Raw genomic sequence first — 21,134 nt, 5'->3', positions numbered from 1 at the left:
CCTCAACGTCGCGGCGAAACTCTTCGAATCCGAAGGTGCCGTCAGGCCGTTGGAAGAGATCGACACACCGGTCATGGTCGCTGTTTTCGATGCTGCGAAAGACGAGCCACGATTTGTCTATGTGCCCGGACATCGCTGTACTCTTGGTTTTCGATGCGGCCCAACCTTGCTGCCCTAGAGCATGATGCCGAAAAGTGCGAAGCGGTTTTCGGACGACATCATGCTCTAACGTATTAGAATCGATCACGTTTATGATTTTGGGTCGATTCGATCCAAAATCATCGTGATCTAGCGTCATCCAGAGCGATGACCTGCCTTCTCAATTGATCGTGCGCGAGGCATGTGTGCAGTCGAGGGAGAAGGCGGGGATGTCGATATCGAAACGCTCGCCATCCTCGGTCACCATGCCATAACGGCCAACCATGAAGCCGGACGGCGTCTGCAAGGGAACACCGCTGGTATATTCGAAGCTCTTGCCGGGCTCGATCACCGGCTCTTCGCCCACGACGCCCGCACCACGGACCTCCTGCACGCGGCCCTGCCCATCGGTGATGTGCCAGTAGCGCGTCTTCAGTTGCACGGTCTTGCCGCCGTTATTGGTAATCTCGATCGTATAGGCCCAAAAGAATTGTCCCTTGTCCGGCGCGGAGCGGTCGGCCAGAAAACGGGGCGATACCGTGACTTCAATATTGCGTGTTACGGCGCGGTACATGAAGCCAAGTCCCTGGGCCAGAGATCCGCCATTCTATGAGACCTTAAATCCGGCGAAGATTTTTCTACAAATACCAGTATCAATTCGTGGCTTGCAACCGGCGATGGCCTCGGCAAATGTCCAGCCAAACCCTCCCGACTTTCGGAACGACGCGCCTGATGGATCCAGCGATCCCGACCGACCGCGACTTGCGGCTCGACCTGTTTCGCGGCCTTGCGCTGTGGCTGATCTATCTCGACCATATTCCATCGAACATCGTCGCCTGGATCACGATCCGCAATTACGGGTTCAGCGACGCGACGGAAATCTTCATCTTCATTTCCGGCTTCACCGCAGCCTTCGTCTACGGCCGCGCGATGCGCGACTATGGATTTGTGGTGTCGAGCGCACGCATCCTCAAGCGCGCCTGGCAGATCTATGTCGCGCATATCTTCCTGTTCGTGATCTATATGGGCCAGATCGCCTATGTGGCGCGTGGTTTCCAGAATCCGCTCTATGCGGAAGAAATGAATATCCTGGAGTTCCTGCAGCAGCCTGACATCATTCTCATTCAGGCGCTGATGCTGAAATTCAAGCCCGTCAACATGGATGTGCTGCCGCTCTACATCGTGCTGATGGCGACGTTTCCGCCGGTGCTGTGGCTGCTGCTGCGAAACGGCACGCTGGCGCTTGCCCTGTCGGTGCTGCTTTACGTGCTGGCCTGGCAATTCGGCTGGAACCTGCCGGCCTATCCGGGCGGCGGATGGTTTTTCAATCCGTTCGCCTGGCAACTTCTCTTCGTGTTCGGTGCATGGTGCGCGCTTGGCGGCGCGGCAAGGTTGCATGGTCTTGTGCATTCGCGCATCACGCTTGCCGTTGCCGTGGCTTACCTCCTGTTTGCCTTCTGCATCACCCTGACGTGGCATATTCCCGGGCTGGCGCCTTATGTGCCACGGTGGCTCGCGGAACATATCTATCCGATCGACAAGACCAATCTGGACGTGCTGCGCTTCGCGCATTTCCTCGCTTTGGCCACTGTGACCCTTTACTTCGTTCCGCGGGACTGGGCCCCTCTGACATCCCCCTGGTTGCGGCCGGCGATCCTGTGCGGGCAGCACTCGCTGGAAATCTTCTGCCTGGGCGTCTTTTTGGCCTTCGCGGCTCATTTCGTAAAGGTTGAAGTTTCCCCGGGGATTCCGATGCAGATCGCAGTCAGTGTGTTAGGCATTTTAATAATGATTGCCGTGGCCTGGATGCTATCGTGGTACAAGAATGCCACGGGTCGAAAAGCCGTCGCGCGTTCGGGTTAAGCCTTTTTGGCTGACCTGGCACGGACCTCGCAGGAGGCGGGGGAATGAGAGCTGTGATTGTTGGGCTTCTGGCAGTGGTCGTCGCGGCGGCGGTTCCCGTTCACGCGCAGACCGACATGCTTCCGTTGCCCGAATTCCCGTCACCGGAGAGCGATCCCTGCGAGGTTCCCGGCTATATCCTGTTTGGCGACGCCAGGCTCGATCACGTCAAAAAGGCCGTTGAAGAGCACAAGAAGCTCACAATCCTGGTGTTGGGATCGGGCTCCTCGGTGCTGCCGGGACCGGACGGCGCCAACAAATCCTATCCGGGCCGCCTGGAAGAGCTGCTGCACAAGCGGTTCCCGGATGTCGCGATCAAGGTGATCGCCCTGGCGAAATCCCGGCTGACCGCAGCCGACATGACACAGGGTCTGGAGAAAGTCCTGGCTGAAAAGAAACCCGATCTGGTGATCTGGCAGACCGGAACCGTCGATGCGATCCGCGGCGTCGATCCGGAAAGCTTTCGCGCCTCTCTCGATGACGGCATCGACCATATCGCCGAGAGCGGCGCCGACCTGATCCTGATGAACATGCAATATAGCCCGCGCACAGAGACCATGATCGCGCTCGGCAATTACGCCGACATCATGCGTGTCGTGGCGCGCGATCGCGACGTGCCGCTGTTCGATCGCCGCGAGATCATGCGTTACTGGAACGACAACGGAAATTTCGATCTCAACCTTGCCACCAAGGATGTCGCAACCGCGTACAAGGTCCATGATTGCCTTGGCCGCGCGCTGGCCTCGCTTGTGGTTGAAGCCGCCGATCTCGACGGTATCAAAACGAGGCCGACGCAATGACGATGTCTCTTCTGCGCCCTTTTTGTCTTCCAACATTGGCGATGGCTGCGGCCTGCGCCGCGACGATCGCCAGTGTTGCGCAGGCGGAGGATAAAACGCCCGCGCCGGTTGCGCCTGTGACGCAAGCGGCTCCCGCGCCGGTCTGCTCCGCACCTGATGACATGACGCGGCTGATGAACCCGCTGGCCCGCACGGGGAAGCGCATCGCCGCCGGCGAGCCGGTGAAGATCGTCGCCTTCGGCTCATCATCGACGGCCGGTGCCTTTGCGAGTTCGCCGGACAAGTCCTATCCGAACCGTCTTGCGGTCGAGTTGAAGGAACGTTTTCCGGGCCAGCCGATCACGGTGGTCAATCGCGGCGCGAATGGCGAGGAAGCCCCCGACATGCTGCTGCGTCTTGATGCGGAAGTGCTGTCGGAAAAGCCCGATTTGATCCTCTGGCAGGTCGGCACCAACGCGGTGCTGCGCGATGCGCCGATGGGCGCGACCAATGCGCAGATCCTTGAAGGCCTGAAGCGCATGAAGACGTCGGGCGCCGATGTGGTCCTGATCGATCCGCAATTCGCGCCGATGGTGGTGGCGAAGAAAGAGACCGATGCGATGGTGCATCTGTTGGCGATCACGGCCAAGACCCAGAATGTCGATCTGTTCCAGCGCTTTGCGGTGATGCGCCACTGGCGCAATGTCGCCCGGCTGCCGTTCGAGGCCTTCATCTCGCCGGACGACCTGCACATGAACGACTGGAGCTATGCCTGCGTCGCCAAGCTTCTCGGCGGGGCCATTGCCGAAGCCGCGACCCGCACCAGCCTGACGGCCAGCGCCGGACGGCGGTGAGCATCACAAAATGCTGGGATAATTGGGCTTTTCTCGGCCTCTCGGCTTTCCGCCGCACCCGCTCTGCTCTAGACGCTTCTGACCTGAAAGGGAGGCGGGCGGCTTGGCACCCACTTTCGCGAGCGCCGAACACGGCATCCTGACCGACCGCATGATCGCGGAGATGACGCTGGCTGGCCACATCCTGCCGTCGGCGCCGTTTGCTGAGGATCAGGTGCAGCCGGCGAGCCTCGATCTGCGCCTCGGGCCAATCGCCTATCGGGTGCGCGCGAGCTTTCTTCCCGGCCCCGGCGCCACCGTCGAGCGGCGGATCAAGGATCTTCACCTGCATACGATCCCGCTGGCCGATGGCGCGGTGCTGGAAACCGGCTGCGTCTATATCGTGCCGCTGATGGAAAGCCTGTCGCTGCCAGCCGATATTTCCGCGACCGCCAATCCGAAAAGCTCGACCGGCCGCATCGATGTGTTCACGCGGGTGATCGCCGATCATTCGCGCGGTTTCGATCAGGTCGCGGCCGGTTATCAGGGGCCGCTCTATGCGGAAATTTCGCCGCGCACCTTTCCGGTGCTGGTGCGGCAAGGCTCACGGCTGTCGCAGATCCGTTTCCGACGCGGCGATACGCTGCTCGATGCCGGGCAATTGCGGGCGCTGCATGCCAGCGAGCGGCTGGTCGATGCTGATGACGCAGATCTCAATGACGGTGTTGCGGTCGGTGTCGATCTGTCGGGTGACTTCGCCGGCGGGCTGATCGGCTACAGAGCCAAACGTCATACCGGTCTGATCGATGTCGATCTGCGCAACGGCTACAGCGTCGGCGATTTCTGGGAGCCGATGAGCGCCCGCGCCGACCGCAGTCTCATTCTCGATCCGAACGAATTCTACATCCTCGCTTCGAAGGAAGCGGTGCAGGTGCCGCCGGATTACGCCGCCGAGATGGTGCCGTTCGATCCGCTGGTCGGCGAATTCCGCGTCCATTATGCGGGCTTCTTCGATCCCGGCTTCGGTTATGCCGGAGCCGGCGGGCGCGGCTCGCGCGCGGTGCTGGAGGTGCGCTCGCGCGAAGTGCCGTTCATTCTCGAACATGGCCAGATCGTCGGCCGTCTCGTCTACGAGACGATGATGGCGCGACCGGAAACGCTCTACGGCCAGGGCATCGGCTCGAATTATCAGGCGCAGGGCCTGAAATTATCGAAACACTTTCGAAGCAGCTAGCGTCTGTGCGAGCCGCCGAGCCAACCTACAGGCGTCCGCAATAGGCGCGGCCTGTAGGTTGGTTATGAGGTCCTTACGTCGGCGTAAGGCCTGTGGTCTTGATGGTGGTCCCCCACTTTGCGATCTCGGCAGCGAGGCGATGGCTGAGGGATTCCTGCGTTGAAGCGATCACGGTCCCGCCGATATCGGCAAATCGTTTCTTCGCGGCGTCGCCGTTGACGACATTGCGAATGTTTTCGCTGAGCAATGCCGTGACAGGAGCTGGTGTGCGCGCGGGCGCGAAAAAGGCCCACCAATTGGCCATTTCGTAACCCGGAACGCCGGCTTCGGCAATCGTCGGCACGTTGGGCAAGCTGGCAACGCGCTTCGCCGTCGTGACGGCGATGGCGCGCACCGTGTTTCCTTCCACCTGCGGAAGAGCCGTCGACAGATTGTCGAACATGACGTCGACCCGGCCAGCGATCAGATCGGTCAAGGCAGGATTGCTGCCCTTATAAGGGATATGCGCAAGCGAAATTCCGCTCTTCTGCATGAAAAGCTCCGCGGCGAGATGCAGAGAGGAGCCGACGCCGGCCGACGCATAGGAAAGGCCGCCGCTCTTTGTCTTTGCGGCCGCAATCAGGTCGGCAATGGACTTGATGGGCGAGTCCTTCGGAACGATCACCACATTCGGTGTTTCCAGTGCCAGGGTCAGCGGCGCCAGGTCCTTCACGGCATCGTATGGCATGGATTTGTAGAGGAACTGATTCACCGCGACCGCGATCGACGCCAGGGCAAATGTGTAACCGTCCGGCTCGGATTTCACCATCGTGTCGATGCCGAGATTGGAACCGGCACCCGGCTTGTTTTCCACCACGACCTGCTGCCCGATGAGAGGGCCCATGCCGTCGGCGACCGTGCGGCCGATGATATCGGCGGCGCCGCCCGCCGCGAACGGAACGATAAGGCGTAGCGGCTTGCTGGGAAAGGTTTGAGCCCATGCCGCACGCGGCGCGATGGTCACCGCGCCTGCACCGGCAATGAAATTGCGTCGATTGATCAAGTCCATGGTCTCTCCCTGTATCAGTTTTTAATGGCAGATGGATGCTGTGCGAGCGGAACAACCTTGACGTCCATGAAAGGCCAGAGCGGCAAGGACGAGAGCAATGCGTGCAACTCGTCATTATCGTTGACGTCGAAAATCGAGACGTTGGCGTAGCGTCCTGCCACGCGCCATAAGTGCAGCCACTTGCCATCGCGCTGCAGTTGCTGCGCCAGCGCCTTCTCTTTCGACTTGAGCGCGTCCGCCTCGTCCCTCGGCATGTCCGCCGGCAGCTTTACGGTCATCTCGACATGGAACAGCATGGTCGTCGGCCCTTATTCGGCGGCAATGGAGACGCTCGATCGGTTGCGATCGCGCCGATAGAAATCGAGCTTGGCTTCGTCGAGTTCGACGCCAATTCCCGGTCCGCTCGGCAAGTGAATGGCAAAATCTCTGACCTCCAGCGCGGTTGTCGTCAGGCCATCGTCGATCAGCAGCGGACCGAACAATTCGCAGCCCCATGCGAACGGAACCAGCGTCGAGAAAAGCTGCAGATAGCCGGCCGTGCCGATGCCGGTTTCCAGCATGCAGCCGCCGTAGAGAGACAGGCCGGCCGCGCGCGCAATGGCAGCGATGCGGCGTGTCTCGGCATAACCGCCGGCCTTGGTGACCTTGAGCGCAAAGACATCGGCCGCGTGCATCTTGGCGTGCAAGATCGCATCGTGGATGCTTGCAACGCCTTCATCGGCCATGATGGCGAGCTTGGACTGCGCGGTCAGGCGCGCCATGCCGTCCACGTTCCATCGCGGCAGCGGCTGCTCGACCAGCGCGACGCCGGCCGCTTCAAGCCGCGGGATGAGTCTCGTCGCGGTGTGCTCGTCCCATCCCTGATTGACGTCGACACGAATTGTTGCGCGTCCCGCAAGCGCCTCCGCCAGGCGGACGACATGCGCAACATCGTGGTCGGGATCGCCGAAACCGATCTTGATCTTGAAGTGACGATGCCGCCGTGCGGCGAGCAGTTCTTCCGCTTCGGCAAGATCCTTGTCCGTATGTCCGGACGCCAATGTCCAGGCCAGATCGATCGCGGTCGCCATCGGACCGCCGAGCAAGGATGCAACCGATTGATGTCGGGCCCGCGCTGCAAGGTCGTAAACCGCCATGGCAACGGCGGCGCGGGCGAAGGCATTGCCGCGCACCGACCGCTCCAGCCGGTCTTCGATGACATTGAGGTTCAGTGCATCCTGCCCGATGACGACCGGCGCGATATAGGTATCGATGTTGGCCTTGATCGCCTCGGTCGATTCATCGCCCCAGCGGGGGCCGCCGATGGTTGCCGCTTCGCCGGTGCCGACAAGCCCCTGCGCGTGCACGCGGACAATCACATAGTTCTGTGCGGCCACCGTCGCGAAAGCCAGCTTGTGGGCTCGGCGCGTCGGGACATCGACGAGGAAGGTTTCGATCCGTTCGATTTTCACGGGTTGAGTGTTTCTCTGCGCGGAAAGGAGAGACTGGCCGCGCCACCGTGACCGGGAGCCTTCAATAGCTCAATATGCTTGATGCTATCGAAGCTATAGGTATTTATAATTGGGCATGGACCTGCGCCGCCTGCGATATTTTCTGGCTGTGGCCGAACACGGCAGCATGGCCAAGGCCGCCGATGTGCTCGATGTCGCGCAGCCGACCTTGTCGCAGCAGATCCGGGCATTGGAGCGCGATCTCGGCAGCGTTCTCTTCGATCGCACCGGGCGCGGGATGCAATTGACCGAGGCCGGACGTGTCCTCCGCGATCACGCGCTGCCGTTGATTGCCCAGAGCGAGGCGGCGCGGGTCGCCATTGCCGAACTTGAGGGCGGCGCCGCCGGCGAATTGCGGATCGGCGTGATCCCGACATTCAACACGGCCTTCTTGCCGCGCGTTGTCGCGCAATTTACACGGCGCTATCCCGGTGTGCATCTCATCGTGGAAGAGGCGACCGCCCACGCGGTGGAAGCAGGCATTGTGGCTGGCCAGTATGACCTCGGTGTCGCCTTCGCTCCGCCCCATCACGCGGAGCTGGGCGTCAAGATCCTGTTCGAAGAGCGCCTCGCCCTGATCGCAACCAGGGACCATCCACTGGCGTCAAGCCGTTCGGTTCTTCTGTCGTCGCTGGCGGATATTCCCCTGGTGCTGCTGACGCGGGCCTTCGCGACACGGCGGCTGCTGGATCGTGCCATCGAGGGTCGTATCAAACTTCACGTGCGCGTGGAGATGAACTCCATCGAGGCCTTGCTTGCGCTGGTCAGAGCCGGCGTCGCACCGACAGTCCTTGCGGACAAAAGTCTTGGCGCGCCGCGTGATCTTGCGATCGTGCCGATCGGACCGCAGGTGATCCGCCGCAAGGCCGCCCTGCTATGGCCGATCCATCGCTACAACACGGCCACGGCGCGTGCATTTCTGGATTTGGCCCGACAATTGATCCGCTCGTAATGATGTTGGAGCTGTCTCGATGACGGATGACGCGGGGGGTCTTCGGCGGCTGACGCCCCCGGTCATGACGACGGTGGAAAATTCCCGCTTGACTTCCTCCCTAAGTTATGATTTTTTTCCTATATCCCGTCCCGCTGAAGGGGCGTTTCATGAGCGTCGTGAGACGCGGGGCGGGATGCGGTGGCCGTGTGTGCGCTTGAGACGTGAAGCGCCGCACGGAGGCCCAAGCTGCGATGATCCGGCTCACCGGCCGTGGGTCACCAGCGGAGGATAACAAGAAGAGCCGCCCGGTGTCGTCCGGTCCACGGTGTCTGTCCTCCGGGGTTGTCGCAGAGCAAGCCTCAAACACCGCGCGCGGAACGCCGAGTGATCGGCTTTTCCGTGGTGCTACCAATCTCATGCGCTTACCACACTTGCGCATGGGGCCGCGGGCAGGCTGAGAGCCCGGCGTTCCGCGCGCCCTTCATTATGAAGGGTCTAAAGCGGCGGCTTGGACGACGGCGCACCCCGCGCCGTAAAAAACAGGGGCGGCGGAGCGTTGGCTTTACGGTCTTGCAGCCCTCATTCGCCTTTCGCTATGGTGGTCCGGCGCGGGCGTAGTTCAATGGTAGAACGGCAGCTTCCCAAGCTGCATACGAGGGTTCGATTCCCTTCGCCCGCTCCAATTCCCGCGAGCCAATTCCCACAGACCATGTCGATGACTATATGGATGGGCGCGCGTATGAACGACGCGCCCAGCGGCGCGCCCGGATGGAGGCTTTCGTGTCAGACTGCATTCACTGTGACATTCACGATCTGCTCGAGCCGGAGCTGACCCGCGAAGGCGCCGATCTTGGTCAGATCGCGTCCAAAGTGACCGAAGTGCTGGCCGATCTGGTTCTCAGCGCCGGGCCGGACGACAGGGCAGCCCTGCTGGCCGACATCATCGCCAATCTCGGTCATTTCGTGCTGGAAAAGGGAGAGCATCCCGAGGCCAGCGATGAGCCGAAGGCGCGCCGCCACTGACGAGGCATCCGTCGGACGTCAGATGAATCCCAAAGTCACCAGCGCCAGCACGGTGTAACGCGCGGCCTTGGCAACCGTCACCAGCAGCAGAAAACTCCACAGCGGCTCACGCAGCACACCGGCGACGACCGTGAGCGGGTCGCCGATCACCGGCGCCCAGCTCACCAGCAGCGACCAGCGGCCATAGCGGTAATACCAGCCCTGTGCCCGCTCCAGCATCTGCGGCGAGACCGGAAACCATTTGCGGTCGCGATAATGTTCAATGGCACGGCCGAGCAGCCAGTTCACCAGCGAACCCAGAATATTTCCGGCGCTGGCAATAGCGACAAGGAGCCATGGCGAATAGTTGCCGGTCAGCAACAATCCGACCAGCGCGACCTCCGAATGCGCCGGCAGAAGCGTCGCCGCAACAAAGGCAACAGCAAACAGGCCGGCATAGGCGGCAAGATCGATCACGCGGCCCCTTCCGCGTCCTCGGCAAGCCAGCGCGCCGCCCCTTCGCCGGCCGCAACACCGGTCGCAAAACAGGCCTGCAGCAGATAACCGCCGGTCGGCGCTTCCCAATCCAGCATTTCACCGGCGACGAACAGACCGGGCTTTCGCTTCACCATGTAATGGCTGTCGAGTTCATCGAATGTCACGCCGCCCGCGCTCGATATCGCACGCGCGATCGGCGCAACGCCGGTCAGCCGCACCGGTAACGCTTTCAGCTTTGCCGCCATCACGCCCGGCGTCAGCGTGGCAAGCTTGCCCTGCATCGCTTCCTGCGCCAGTGCGATGGCGACGGGCGACAACGAAACCGATTTGCGCAACCTGCTCGACAGCGATTGCTTGCCGCGCGGCACACCGATGCGCTTCGCCGCCTCCGCCGCCGTCATGTCGGGAAGCAGATCGACCGTCAGAATAGCCTCGCCGGTTTTCTCAATTGCGCTCCGCAAGTAAGGCGACAACGCATAAATGCCTCCGCCTTCAAGTCCCGACACCGTAATCATCGCTTCGCTGCGTGTCGAAACGCCGTCGGCGGACAAGGCCACACGCTTCAGCGGTTGGCCTTCGTAGCGCCGAAGATGCTCCGACCAGTCTGCAAGGAAGCCGCAATTGGCGGAACGAAGATCCGACACATCGATGCCCTGCTGCCGCAGGATCGCCACCCATCCGCCGTCCGATCCCATGCGCGGCCAGCTTGCGCCGCCGAGCGCCAGCACCGTCGCATCCGCCGTGACCGCCACCACTCCATCGGGAGTGTCGAACAGCAATGCGTTGTCCGCGTCCCATCCACGCCAGCGATGTCGAAGTGCAAAGCGCACGCCCATCGCATCGAGCCGCCGCAGCCACGCACGCAGCAAGGGCGAAGCTTTCATGGCTTTCGGAAACACGCGCCCGCTGGTACCCACGAAGGTCGGCTGATCCAGCTCCTCGCTGAACGCCTGCAAACGTTCCGGCGGAAACGCCTCGATCGCGCGCCGCAGGTGTTTTTCCGCCGCGCCATACCGCGTTAAAAATTGCGATAAATCCTCCGAATGCGTCAGGTTCAGCCCGCCGCGACCCGCGAGAAGAAATTTGCGGCCGAGCGAGGGCATGCGCTCATACACGGTGACGTGATGGCCATGACGCGCCAGCGTCTCCGCGGCGATGAGACCTGCAGGACCGCCGCCAATGATGGCGACGGAAGCGGCGAGCACTTTCAAGGGGACCTGTGACATCGACGGTCATTGCCAAAAACTTGACCATGATGGCAAGCACCATGCGGGACGGCACGCCGGCCAAATGCTAGAAATTGACTTCGAACCTTCGATCTGTCCGGCGCGACCAATTCTCGGGCTCGATTTGCGCGCCGTATTGCCTCTGGCGGCAGGGAGAGATGTGCCGTCACGCAACTGCGCCGGCATCGGGCCATGATGCCGCCATCTTGAAGAAGGGAAGAGTGTGATGCTTCGCGTTCTGACCTCCCTAAGTCTGATGCTGGCAGCCTGGTCCGCGAGTGCGGTCACGGCTTCCGCTCAGGATCGTTTCGCCCTTGTGATCGGCAATTCGCAATACAAAAATGTCAGCCCGCTCACCAATCCCGGTCGCGATGCGACCGCCGTGAGCGCACTGCTGAAGGATGCCGGCTTTGAAGTGACCGCGGCCACCGATCTCGACAAGACCAGCATGAGCCGGGCGATCCGCTTCTTCACCAATCAGATCTCCGGCAAGCCGGACGACACGGTCGCATTGATCTATTACGCTGGTCACGGCCTGCAGGTCGACGGCGAGAACTTTCTCATTCCGGTCGACGCCACCATCGGCCGTGAGGCCGATGTGCCGCTGGAAACCATGCGGCTTGCCGATCTGATGTCGATGCTGGATACGGTCCGCAGCAAGACGCGGATCGTGATCCTCGATGCCTGCCGGGACAACCCCTTTGCCGATATCGCCAGGAATGCGCCACGCGGGTTGGCACTGGTCAATGCTCCGGCCGGTACACTGGTCGCCTATTCCACCTCACCGGGTGCCACGGCCGAAGACGGATCGGGGAACAATTCGCCGTTCGCGCAAGCGCTCATCAAGTCGGCCAAGGAGCCGGGGCTGCCGATCGAAACGGCATTGAAGAATGTGCGTCTCACGGTGCATGGCGTGACCAGCGGGCGGCAGACGCCATGGGAAGTCTCGGCGTTGACCGAGCCGTTCTCGTTCTTCCCTGGCGCAACCCCACTGAAACAGGATGCGAGCCGCGATAAGACCACGGATGCCTGGCGCAAGGAATTGCAAGGCCTGACCCCGCGCGCCGCCTTTGACGTCGCCATCCGCGAAGACGATGTGACGGTCTATGAACAATATCTCGCGCTCTATGGCAGCGATGCGTTGGCCTCGCAGATCCGGTCGATCCTTGATCGGCGGCAGATGATGATTGCCTGGCTGGAAGCGGTGACGCTCAATACGCCCGCGGCTTTCGCAGCCTTCCTTGCACGGTATCCCGACAGCGATCTGACCGAGACGGCGCGCCGGCTTGAGGAACGGGCGAAAACGCGGTTGTCATTCGCGCGATCCATTTCTCCGGTGCTGGGTCTCACCGCCAATGCCCTGAACAACCAGCCCGAGATTCGCACGATTGTGCGTGAAGTTCGCGTGCCGGAAGTGCGCACGGTGGTGAAGGAAATAAAGGTGCCGTCGCCGCCGGAGATCCGCACGGTCATAAAGGAAGTCGTGAAAGAAGTGAAAGTGCCGTCACCGCCCGAAATCCGCACCGTCACCCGCGAGGTGGTGAAAGAGGTGAAGGTGCCGCATGAGGTGGTGAAGATCGTCCGCGTTCCCGGTCCCGCACGCCCCTGCAATTGCACCGGACCCGGCCGGCATCCGGGCTATCCGCCCCGGGTGCAGGGCGTCCCGCCGATCGGCATTGGCGGCGGGCGTCCGCCGCGTATGCCGGGCGGTATGCACTCGCCCCGCCCACGCCCGCAACATGATCCCCGCGGGGGGCGCGGCGGCGGCATGGGATTCAGGTTCTGAGTGCATTTCTCTTTCGCACCCCGCAGGCTAGGTTTGAGGCCTCTGGGGTGCGAAAGCCGAAATGACAACAACGCGGAAAACAAAAGCGCGCCGAACGAGCACAACGGCAAGATCACGCCGCACGCAGGCGCAGCGCCGGCAAGAGACCACCGACAAAATTCTCCGGGCCGCGATCGACCTGCTCGTTCGTCGCGGCTATTCCGGCTTCAGCACCATCGCCGTCGCGGCCCGTGCCAGAGTGTCGCGCGGCGCCCGCGAGAATTACTTCAAGACCAAATACGATCTGATCGAAGCGGCCTGGAAAGCCGCCCTTCGCCGTGCCGAAATACGCTCGCGTCAAAAAGCGGGCCGGACACCGGCCACGGCCGATCCGCTTGATGCCTTCATGACCAGCTCCAGCTTCTTCTTCCTCAGCGACGATTATATCGCCCTGCTCGAACTGGCGATGGCGGCCCGGACCGACCGGAAAATCCAACACATCATGCATGTGCTGTTCAAGGAGAACCGCAAGCGCCACGATCAGCTCTGGCTCGAAGCCTTCGAACGTGCCGGATATGCCCGCAGGGACATCGCGCGCTTCATCAATCTTGCAAATTGTGTTTTCCGGGGCGCGGCGATGCTCTCAGCATGGGGGCTGCCGCCGTCGCTGTATCGCCCGGTGATCGCGGAACTGCGCACGCTGGCGCCGAAGCCTGAGATCCGCCGCTCGTCCCCGCGAAAGCGGGGACCCAGAGTCAAGCAAGCTGGATTCTCGCTTGCGCCGGAATGAGCGGGGTGTATGGGGACTCCGTCCTCAAAATAATGACCGCTATTTCCTCATCCGCGCGAGGACCGGATCCTTCATGTCCTTGATCGTGTCGATGATCACGTTGACCGGCACCCCTTCGATCTTCTCCACGCGGCGGATATAGATGTTCTGCACCACATCGCGCGTCTCCGGATCAATCGCGATTGGGCCGCGCGGGCTCTCCCATGCCATGCCTTTGGTGGCAGTGATCAGTGCATCGCCGTCGGTCTTGCCGCCAGTCTTTTTCAGCGCCTCGTAAATGAGGTGCATGCCGTCATAGCCGCCGGCTGACATGAAGTCCGGCGTGCGCCCGAAAGCTGAGACGTAATCCTTCACGAACGCCTTGTTGCTGCCGGTGTCATGCTGAGGATCGTAATTCCACGCGGTGAGAATGCCGAGCGAAGCGTCGCCCATGCCTTTGAGCGCCGCTTCGGCGGTGACTTCGCCGGTGCCGAGCACCTTGACTTTCTTTGCGTCGAGGCCGCGCTCCGCCAGCGCTTTCGCGAAAGCCGCCGGCTGTGCGCCTGCCGGCACGAACAGGAAGATCGCTTCCGGATTGAGATCCTTGGCCCGCTGCACGAATGCCGAGAAATCCGGATTGGCGACCGGGAAACGGACCGAGCCGATGATCTCGCCGCCCGCTTCCTTGAAGGCGCGCTGAAAACCTTGCTCCGCATCGTGGCCCGGACCGAAATCCGACACCATGGTATAGACCTTCTTCACGCTGTTCTTCGCCGCCCATTGTCCAAAGGCTTCAGACACCTGCGGCAACGTTACGGACGTTCGCACGGCATAAGGTGACTTGGTCGTGATGATCGAAGTGCCAGCGTTCATGATCACCATCAGCTTCTTCGCCGAGGCGGAGACATCGGCAGCGGCCAGCGCATTCGGTGTTAGCACGAAACCGGCGAGAATATCGACGCCATCGCGCACAACCAGCTCCTGCGCGAGCCGCTTTGCCACATCCGGCGCAACACCACCGGTATCCTTGCGGATGAACTCGATCTTCTTCCCGGCGACCGTCGCGCCGTAGCGTTGCACATAAAGCTTGATGCCATTGTCCATCTGCACAGCCGTATCGGCGAACTGTCCGGAATACGGCATGATGAGACCGATCTTGATCGTGTCCTGCGCCTGGGCGGTCGTTGCGAGCACCAAGAGCGCGCCAAGCGTTGCCATGATGAATGTCTTGCAAGCGAATGTCTTGCATACCAAAATTTTGCTGACGAATGCCTTGCACATGAGCTTCTCTCCGTCGCGTGCTTCATCCCGTGCGATCCGCCGCATTTTCACGGCGAAGGTTGTTTTTGATTGACAGATAAAAACAAGCTAATCAGCTTGTTTATTCTGCGCCTGTCCAACGCCAAAATCAATGGCGCTTGCGGCGGGTCGCTATGGACGTCAAGGAATGAGGAGACGCTTGCATGCGGCGCAGCACGACAAAAATCCTGACCACGCATGTTGGCAGCTTGCCGGGCCGCGGTGAAGCCGCATCTGCGGGCCAATTACCCGTTTCGGCCGATATTTCGGCCATCATTGCTGCGCAGCAAGAGACGGGGCTCGACATCGTCAACGAGGGTGAATTCACCAAGGGCGGCGACTGGCTCAGCTATATCGACGGACGGCTGAGCGGATTTGAAGTCGCCAAGGATTCCAGCCCACCGCTGATTGGGCAGGGGCGCGATCGTGAGGTCTTTGGCGATTTCTATCGATACGCGGCCGAACGCGGGACGCTGTTTTACGTCACGCAGAAGGCACCGGCCGTGCGCCGCAACCGGTGGGTCTGCACAGGCCCCATCGCTTATGCCGGACAGGCGACACTTCAGAAGGAGCTCGATCTGTATCGCCAGTCGATCGCCGGCAATGACCTGGAGGATTATTTCCTGACGACGACGGCGCCAGCAAGTCTCGAGCCCTATCACACCAACGCCTATTATAAGACGACGGAAGAGTTCGTCTTCGCGCTTGCTGAAGCGATGCGCGCCGAATACGAGATGATCGCCAATGCCGGCTTCATCGTGCAGGTCGATGATGCGTGGCTTGTCGCGTTATGGGATCGCATCGGCGTCAAAATGGGACTCGATGCATTCATCAAATATTGCTCGCTTCGAGTCGCCGCGCTCAATCACGCGCTTCGTAATATCCCGGAAGAACGTATCCGCTATCACTTGTGCTGGGGAAGCTGGCACGGGCCCCATGCCTTCGATATTCCGCTATACGATATCGTCGATGTCCTGCTGCGTGTGAAGGCGCAGGGTTACCTGATCGAGGGCGCCAATGCGCGCCACGAGCACGAATATCATGTATGGGAAAACGTCCGTCTGCCGAAGGGCAAGATCCTCATTCCCGGTGTCGTCGCGCATGCCACCGACACGATCGAACATCCCGAACTCGTGAGCGAACGCATCCAGCGATATGCGCGTCTCGTCGGCAAGGAGAACGTCATTGCCGGGACCGATTGCGGCTTCGGCGAACGCACCCATGCGCAGATCGCCTGGGCCAAGTTGCGCGCGCTGGTGGACGGTGCGGCGCTGGCGACGCAGGCGCTGAAATTTAACTGAATGTAACCGCTCGTCACGCGAAAGCCCAGGAATAAGCGGAAACGAACTAATTCTGCGGCCCGCTTCCGCCGATGTCCTGCATCAGCGGATCGGTCGGCTTCACACCGGTGGTGCGGTTGACGAACACCGTCACCACCCACAGCACAACACCGATTGCAAGCAGAACGCCGGCAATCCGGTATTGCGCCGGATCGCGGCCAGTCCACGGCCCAACGAGAAATGCGCAGGTCAGTGCGCCCAACACCGGCACGATCGTTGGTGTCCTGAAATGCTTGTGTTCAACACGGTCCTTGCGCAGCACCAGCACCGCAACATTGACGACCGTGAACACGCAGAGTAGCAGCAACGCCGTGGTGCCACCGAGTGCGGGGATTTCGCCGACAAAGGTGATGAGTACAAAAGCAAGCAATGTGGTGAAGCCGATGGCGACATAAGGCGTGCGCCGCGTCACATGCACCTTGCCGAGCGCACCCGGCAGCACATGCTCCCGGCTCATGCCATAGACCAGCCGGCTCGCCATCAGCATGTTGATGAGCGCGGAGTTCGCCACTGCAAACATGGTGATAAAACCAAAAATCCAGACTGGGAAATTCGGCGCGCCAGCCTGCACAACTTTCAGGAGCGGCGTTTCGCCGGTGCCGAGTTCGGCCGGTGAGACCAGCGTGATTGCCGATATCGAAACCAGGACATAAATCGCGCCGGTGATGAACAGCCCGGCCAGCAATATCTTCGGGAAGATACGGGTCGGGTCCTTCGTTTCTTCCGCCATGTTGACGGAATCCTCAAAGCCGACCATCGCGAAAAAGGCGAGCGTCGTTGCCGCAATCACCGGCCAGACGAAACTGGTGTCAGGCGACGTGCGGAATTCGAACGCGCGCGAAACGTCGCCTTGTCCCGCCCCGATCGCCCACAGGCCAATGAAGATGATGATCAGCAGGCCCGACAATTCCACACAGGTCAGCACCACGTTCGTCTTCACGCTTTCGCCGACGCCGCGGAAATTGATCGCTGCCACCAACGCCATGAAAGCGAGCCCGATCAGCGTGATGCCCATGGTACCGGCGAGATTGAGACCAAAGGCCTGCGAGAAATTCGCCGCGAAGGCACGCGACGCCGTGGCCGAGGAGGTAATGCCGGAACACATCACCGCAAAAGCAACGATGAAGGTGAAGAAGTGAATACCAAAGGCGCGATGCGTATACAGCGCGGCCCCCGCAGCCCGTGGGTATTTCGTGACCAGTTCGAGATACGAGAAGGCTGTCAGCAGCGCGACGACGAAGGCCACGAGAAAGGGCAGCCAGACCACACCGCCAACCTGCTTCGCCACCTGGCCTGTCAGCGCATAGATACCGGTGCCGAGGATGTCGCCGACAATGAACAGGAGCAGCAGCCACGGCCCCATCACCCGCTTCAGTTCCGGCTGCTCCGCCACGGCGTCATGGCTCATCTGGCCTTCGGCGAGAACTGTCATGCGGACGTCCTTTTCGCAGAAATGGGCGGTATTGGTCTGGCGGTTCAGAACTTCGCTTGAAGGACGCGCTGCAACTGGTGGAGCAAATTTCTGAACCGCGACAATTGGAAGCTTAGCGTGTGGCGTCCTGGAAACAACGCCTTCCGCATTTTTTGTTGCGGCCTCTTTGTTCCCTTGACCCGCGCCACCCCCACCATAGATCGCGGTCCTTGGCCTTTTTGAGGAAAGCGTTCCATGCCCATTTCGATCTATCAGGCTTCCGTCCCGGTCTTCGTGCGCGGGCTGACGACCTTGTCACATGTACTGCGCAAGGGTGAGGCCCATGCCAGGGACACAGGTGCCGATCCGGTGTCGTTTGTAGAAGCGCGGCTCGCATCCGACATGCTGACACTGGCCGGTCAGGTGCAGCGCGCCAGCGACACGTCGAAGCTGGCGATGGAGCGGATCACCGGCACGCCATCACCGAAGCTGGAAGACGATGAAAAGACCTTCGCGGAGTTATATACGCGGATCGACAGGACGATCACCTACATCGACGGCTTCAAGGAAGCGCAGCTCGACGGCCTCGAGACCAGGACGATCGAACTCAAACTGCGCGACTTCACCCCGGCCTTCAGCGGCAGCTCTTATCTGTTCACCTTCGCACTGCCGAACTTTTTCTTTCATGTCACCACTGCCTACGACATCCTGCGGCACAAGGGCGTACCGCTCAGCAAGATGGATTATCTGCGGCTGAAGGATTGATCGAGGCGCAAAGACCGAAAGGGCGGATTTTCATCCGCCCTTTTGAAGTATCTGCCAGATCCGATTCCAGCTTACCAATAATAGCCGACCGGACGGCGCCAGCCGTAGGCATAACCCGGCCAGAAGCGCGGACCGCCCCAATAGCCGACATAGCGCGGCGCGGCGTAATAAGTCCTGTAGTAAGGACGGTAGTAGCCGCCGTAATAAGCCGGACGATAATAGCCACCATAATAAGCTGGGCGATAATAGACGCCACCGTAATACGGATTGCCGTAGCCGCCGTAACCATAGCCGTAGCCATAACCGCCATAGCCATAGCCGCCATATGCCGCGCTGGCGAAAGCAGCGCCGGCAATGGCACCTACTGCAAGTCCCGCACCCGCCCAGCAACCATAGCAACGCGCCTGTGCGCTGCTCGGTGCAGCGATGGTTGCTGTCGCGATGCTGGCCGCGGCGGTTACGATCATCAAAGCTTTGCGCATGATGTCCTCCTACGCATGACACTCAAACCGAATAGAACCGAAAGGGAGCATCGTGGGGGCACCTGCTCCGATCGGGACGATAGCACCATTCAAAGCGCCGGGCCGTTACCGGTCATCACGCTTTGCTGAACATGCATAATGAAAAGCATCCTGGCGATGCATTGATTTGAAATGCATCCTTTGCGCATCGATAAAAGTTTTACAGGTCTTGGCGCCGATTACGAAACCAATCGCGTTCAGCTCGTCACGGCACTCGTAAGTGATTCGACATCAATCGCCGGTGCTCTTGCCCTGCATGTCGTCGAGACGAGCGGCGATGATCATCACCAGCACGATGAAGAATATCAGCAACAGCCCGACTACGAGCTGAACGGCGCTGAAATTCGGGGCATCCTTCGCCACGAACCATCCGGCGATGATGCCGGACGGGATGAAAATCAGGCGTACCAGCCAGCCGATCACGGCGCGTCTCCCTCATTGATACATCAATTTACATGATTTGCGCTGGCTTCGCGCGTCCGGCCCTGAGGGAGATCAAACGAGTCGTTAAAACGTAACGAAAATGTGCGCACGGCCCCACTCCAGTCGCTGCTTTCGGCGGCTTGTTGCACCGGAACGATCGATTTTCTGCGGCGTTGGGCCTGCATCCGCCTCCAACTCCTGTGAGGAACCCATGAAGCGCATCGCCTTGTCTGCCGCCGTCGCGTCGCTGGCCATGATCGGCGCCGCGCAGGCCCAAACCATTGCCACCGCAACGACCGATCTCAATATCCGCTCCGGCCCCGGACCGGAACATCCGATCATCGGCAATATGGGTGCCAACCGCCGCGCCACCGTGATTGGCTGCGTCGAAGGCAGCCTCTGGTGCCAGGTGAATTTCCGCGGCATCCAGGGCTGGGCCTATTCACAATATATGACGCTCAGCCCCGGCAATAACCGTCAGGTTGTGGTGACCGATCCGGCGCCGCTGGCACCGGGCGCATTGCCGACCGTGAGCTATCGCGCACCAGCCTATGGCTACGGCACGACGGGTGCTGCCTATGCCGAACCCGTGATCAATGCCGAGATCGACGCCGCACGTGGCGCTTATGCGATGGCGCCTGGCGCGGTCGTGACACCGCCGCCGGCTGTCGGCACCTATGTGACGAACAATCCGCTCGAGCCCGTCACGCTGGAACGTGAAGTCTTTGTCGGCGCCGCTCTGCCACGTACGGTCGAATTGCAACCCGTGCCTGACTACAGATATCAATATGTCTACCTGAACGACGGACAGCCGGTGCTGGTCGATCCGGCGACACGGCGCATCGTCTACGTCTTCCGCTGATCGATTGCTTCGGCATCATCCGAACGAAAATGGCCCGGCAGAAGCGCCGGGCCATTTTCATTTCTGTCGTGATGTTACCAGCGGCGCCAGCGCGGGCCGTAACCATAATAGCCATAGTAACGCGGCCGTGGCGCGTAATAGCCGTAGCCGTAATACGGATAAGGCCGGTAGTAGTTCGGCCGCCACACGCACCGGCCGTAAGGCCCGCACACCCAGCGCGCCTTTTGCACGCCGCTATCCGCTGTCGCCGCATTCCTGTCGGAGCCAAGTTGCCCGACCGGCATCGCCGAGGCTGCGCTTGTCAGCGCAAGGAAGCCGACAGCCGCAGCGCAAACGACGGCACGTTTGAAGTTGACCATGAGCGCATCTCCCTAACGTTCGAGATGTGCAAATTGTCGTTTCGAATTTCCACCGGATTGCGGCAAAGAAAATGCGATTTGATGCATGCGACAAAAGATTTTGTGAGCGCAGATAAACGTCCGTTCAGCGAGCGCGATGCAACATGTCGCGTTTTGCAACAGCCCTCTAACTGTCCGTCACTGAAAAAAGGAAAGCAAAAAACGCATTCCTGCATCAGCGGGGATTTCCTTAGGCCTTCTTCAGAAAGGCCGTCTTCAGCACGAGTCCCTTCACCTGCTTGGTGTTGCATTCGATCTCGCCGGTGTCGCCGGTAAGCCGGATATTCTTCACCAGCGTGCCGCGCTTCAGTGTCTCTGACGTGCCCTTCACCTTTAGATCCTTGATCAGCGTCACTGAGTCGCCGTCATTGAGAATGGTGCCGTTGCTGTCGCGGGTCTCGTCGGTCATGGGAAGGCTTTCAAGAAGTTGGAATCGCAGGATTTCAGTCTATAGCCGGGATCGGCAGCAAATGGCACCTTCCCGTTGCCGCTCGTTC

Annotated in this window: 23 protein-coding genes and 1 tRNA gene; 12 read left to right on the top strand and 12 right to left on the bottom strand. The window is 60.8% G+C overall.

Annotated elements, in window-relative coordinates:
* Positions 1-319: 319 nt before the first annotated feature.
* Positions 320-712, bottom strand: a complete 393-nt coding sequence (gene apaG / locus CAK95_RS05830; RefSeq protein ID WP_086087076.1) for a Co2+/Mg2+ efflux protein ApaG — start codon at positions 710-712, stop codon at positions 320-322.
* 158 nt (positions 713-870) lie between these two features.
* Here apaG and CAK95_RS05825 point away from each other — a divergent pair, with 158 nt between their 5' ends.
* The 4 genes from CAK95_RS05825 to CAK95_RS05810 all read left to right on the top strand — a co-directional run bounded on the left by CAK95_RS05825 (position 871) and on the right by CAK95_RS05810 (position 4,886).
* Positions 871-2,001 (top strand): OpgC family protein, encoded by a 1,131-nt coding sequence (locus CAK95_RS05825; RefSeq protein WP_245303640.1) that lies wholly within the window; start codon positions 871-873, stop codon positions 1,999-2,001.
* A 44-nt stretch (positions 2,002-2,045) separates the two neighbouring features.
* Entirely contained in the window at positions 2,046-2,840 is a 795-nt protein-coding gene (locus CAK95_RS05820; protein ID WP_086087074.1) for an SGNH/GDSL hydrolase family protein, read from the top strand.
* The gene (locus CAK95_RS05815; protein ID WP_086087073.1) at positions 2,837-3,673 is read left to right on the top strand and encodes an SGNH/GDSL hydrolase family protein; all 837 of its coding nucleotides are present in this window, start codon (positions 2,837-2,839) and stop codon (positions 3,671-3,673) included. The genes CAK95_RS05820 and CAK95_RS05815 overlap by 4 nt, the downstream gene beginning before the upstream one ends.
* Before the next feature lie 103 nt (positions 3,674-3,776).
* On the top strand, positions 3,777-4,886 hold the full coding sequence (locus tag CAK95_RS05810) for a 2'-deoxycytidine 5'-triphosphate deaminase (protein WP_086087072.1): 1,110 nt from the start codon (positions 3,777-3,779) through the stop codon (positions 4,884-4,886).
* 73 nt (positions 4,887-4,959) lie between these two features.
* Here CAK95_RS05810 and CAK95_RS05805 read toward each other — a convergent pair whose 3' ends face one another.
* From CAK95_RS05805 to CAK95_RS05795, 3 genes are read right to left on the bottom strand one after another with little or no spacing between them, the layout of a single operon-like run.
* A complete protein-coding gene (locus tag CAK95_RS05805; protein ID WP_086087071.1) occupies positions 4,960-5,934 on the bottom strand; it encodes a Bug family tripartite tricarboxylate transporter substrate binding protein in 975 nt (324 codons plus the stop codon).
* Positions 5,935-5,948: 14 nt separating this feature from the next.
* Positions 5,949-6,230 (bottom strand): muconolactone Delta-isomerase, encoded by a 282-nt coding sequence (catC, locus tag CAK95_RS05800; protein ID WP_086087070.1) that lies wholly within the window; start codon positions 6,228-6,230, stop codon positions 5,949-5,951.
* A 12-nt stretch (positions 6,231-6,242) separates the two neighbouring features.
* A complete protein-coding gene (locus CAK95_RS05795; protein WP_086087069.1) occupies positions 6,243-7,385 on the bottom strand; it encodes a muconate/chloromuconate family cycloisomerase in 1,143 nt (380 codons plus the stop codon).
* Between the two features lie 115 nt (positions 7,386-7,500).
* Between CAK95_RS05795 and CAK95_RS05790 the strand changes: the two genes are divergently transcribed.
* The 3 genes from CAK95_RS05790 to CAK95_RS05780 all read left to right on the top strand — a co-directional run bounded on the left by CAK95_RS05790 (position 7,501) and on the right by CAK95_RS05780 (position 9,381).
* Positions 7,501-8,376, top strand: a complete 876-nt coding sequence (locus CAK95_RS05790) for a LysR substrate-binding domain-containing protein (RefSeq protein WP_086087068.1) — start codon at positions 7,501-7,503, stop codon at positions 8,374-8,376.
* Between the two features lie 590 nt (positions 8,377-8,966).
* Positions 8,967-9,040, top strand: a tRNA-Gly gene (locus CAK95_RS05785).
* Between the two features lie 98 nt (positions 9,041-9,138).
* Positions 9,139-9,381 (top strand): hypothetical protein, encoded by a 243-nt coding sequence (locus CAK95_RS05780; protein ID WP_147413686.1) that lies wholly within the window; start codon positions 9,139-9,141, stop codon positions 9,379-9,381.
* Between the two features lie 18 nt (positions 9,382-9,399).
* Here the strand turns inward: CAK95_RS05780 and CAK95_RS05775 are convergent, their stop codons facing one another.
* Together CAK95_RS05775 and CAK95_RS05770 are read right to left on the bottom strand one after the other, a co-directional pair.
* Positions 9,400-9,837, bottom strand: coding sequence for a YqaA family protein (locus CAK95_RS05775; RefSeq protein WP_086087066.1), 438 nt, complete (start codon positions 9,835-9,837; stop codon positions 9,400-9,402).
* Entirely contained in the window at positions 9,834-11,084 is a 1,251-nt protein-coding gene (locus CAK95_RS05770; RefSeq protein ID WP_086087065.1) for a BaiN/RdsA family NAD(P)/FAD-dependent oxidoreductase, read from the bottom strand. The genes CAK95_RS05775 and CAK95_RS05770 overlap by 4 nt, the downstream gene beginning before the upstream one ends.
* Positions 11,085-11,310: 226 nt before the next feature.
* On the opposite strand from CAK95_RS05770, the gene CAK95_RS05765 reads away from it, so the two are divergent.
* Together CAK95_RS05765 and CAK95_RS05760 are read left to right on the top strand one after the other, a co-directional pair.
* Positions 11,311-12,870, top strand: coding sequence for a caspase family protein (locus tag CAK95_RS05765; protein ID WP_086087064.1), 1,560 nt, complete (start codon positions 11,311-11,313; stop codon positions 12,868-12,870).
* A gap of 61 nt (positions 12,871-12,931) precedes the next feature.
* Positions 12,932-13,639 carry a TetR/AcrR family transcriptional regulator gene (locus CAK95_RS05760; RefSeq protein ID WP_086087063.1) on the top strand — a complete coding sequence of 236 codons (708 nt, stop codon included), beginning with the start codon at positions 12,932-12,934 and terminating at the stop codon, positions 13,637-13,639.
* Between the two features lie 39 nt (positions 13,640-13,678).
* Here CAK95_RS05760 and CAK95_RS05755 read toward each other — a convergent pair whose 3' ends face one another.
* Positions 13,679-14,836: an ABC transporter substrate-binding protein gene (locus tag CAK95_RS05755; protein ID WP_086091213.1), complete on the bottom strand. Its 1,158-nt coding sequence runs from the start codon at positions 14,834-14,836 to the stop codon at positions 13,679-13,681.
* A gap of 245 nt (positions 14,837-15,081) precedes the next feature.
* Between CAK95_RS05755 and CAK95_RS05750 the strand changes: the two genes are divergently transcribed.
* Positions 15,082-16,218, top strand: a complete 1,137-nt coding sequence (locus CAK95_RS05750) for a cobalamin-independent methionine synthase II family protein (RefSeq protein ID WP_086087062.1) — start codon at positions 15,082-15,084, stop codon at positions 16,216-16,218.
* A gap of 46 nt (positions 16,219-16,264) precedes the next feature.
* On the opposite strand, the gene CAK95_RS05745 is transcribed toward CAK95_RS05750, so the two are convergent.
* Positions 16,265-17,689: an APC family permease gene (locus CAK95_RS05745; RefSeq protein WP_086087061.1), complete on the bottom strand. Its 1,425-nt coding sequence runs from the start codon at positions 17,687-17,689 to the stop codon at positions 16,265-16,267.
* 234 nt (positions 17,690-17,923) lie between these two features.
* Between CAK95_RS05745 and CAK95_RS05740 the strand changes: the two genes are divergently transcribed.
* Positions 17,924-18,433: a DUF1993 domain-containing protein gene (locus CAK95_RS05740; protein WP_086087060.1), complete on the top strand. Its 510-nt coding sequence runs from the start codon at positions 17,924-17,926 to the stop codon at positions 18,431-18,433.
* Positions 18,434-18,504: 71 nt separating this feature from the next.
* On the opposite strand, the gene CAK95_RS05735 is transcribed toward CAK95_RS05740, so the two are convergent.
* Positions 18,505-18,915 (bottom strand): hypothetical protein, encoded by a 411-nt coding sequence (locus CAK95_RS05735; protein ID WP_086087059.1) that lies wholly within the window; start codon positions 18,913-18,915, stop codon positions 18,505-18,507.
* A 270-nt stretch (positions 18,916-19,185) separates the two neighbouring features.
* A complete protein-coding gene (locus CAK95_RS05730) occupies positions 19,186-19,377 on the bottom strand; it encodes a hypothetical protein (RefSeq protein WP_086087058.1) in 192 nt (63 codons plus the stop codon).
* A gap of 211 nt (positions 19,378-19,588) precedes the next feature.
* Here CAK95_RS05730 and CAK95_RS05725 point away from each other — a divergent pair, with 211 nt between their 5' ends.
* Positions 19,589-20,239, top strand: a complete 651-nt coding sequence (locus CAK95_RS05725) for a DUF1236 domain-containing protein (RefSeq protein ID WP_086087057.1) — start codon at positions 19,589-19,591, stop codon at positions 20,237-20,239.
* Between the two features lie 74 nt (positions 20,240-20,313).
* On the opposite strand, the gene CAK95_RS05720 is transcribed toward CAK95_RS05725, so the two are convergent.
* A complete protein-coding gene (locus CAK95_RS05720; protein WP_086087056.1) occupies positions 20,314-20,598 on the bottom strand; it encodes a hypothetical protein in 285 nt (94 codons plus the stop codon).
* 229 nt (positions 20,599-20,827) lie between these two features.
* Positions 20,828-21,046 carry an alkylphosphonate utilization protein gene (locus CAK95_RS05715; protein ID WP_086087055.1) on the bottom strand — a complete coding sequence of 73 codons (219 nt, stop codon included), beginning with the start codon at positions 21,044-21,046 and terminating at the stop codon, positions 20,828-20,830.
* Positions 21,047-21,134: the final 88 nt, after the last annotated feature.

It is taken from the genome of Pseudorhodoplanes sinuspersici, assembly GCF_002119765.1.
Taxonomy (GTDB): Bacteria; Pseudomonadota; Alphaproteobacteria; order Rhizobiales; family Xanthobacteraceae; genus Pseudorhodoplanes; species Pseudorhodoplanes sinuspersici.
Note: the sequence above shows the minus strand (reverse complement) of the source record. Positions and strands in the feature narration are given on the sequence as shown.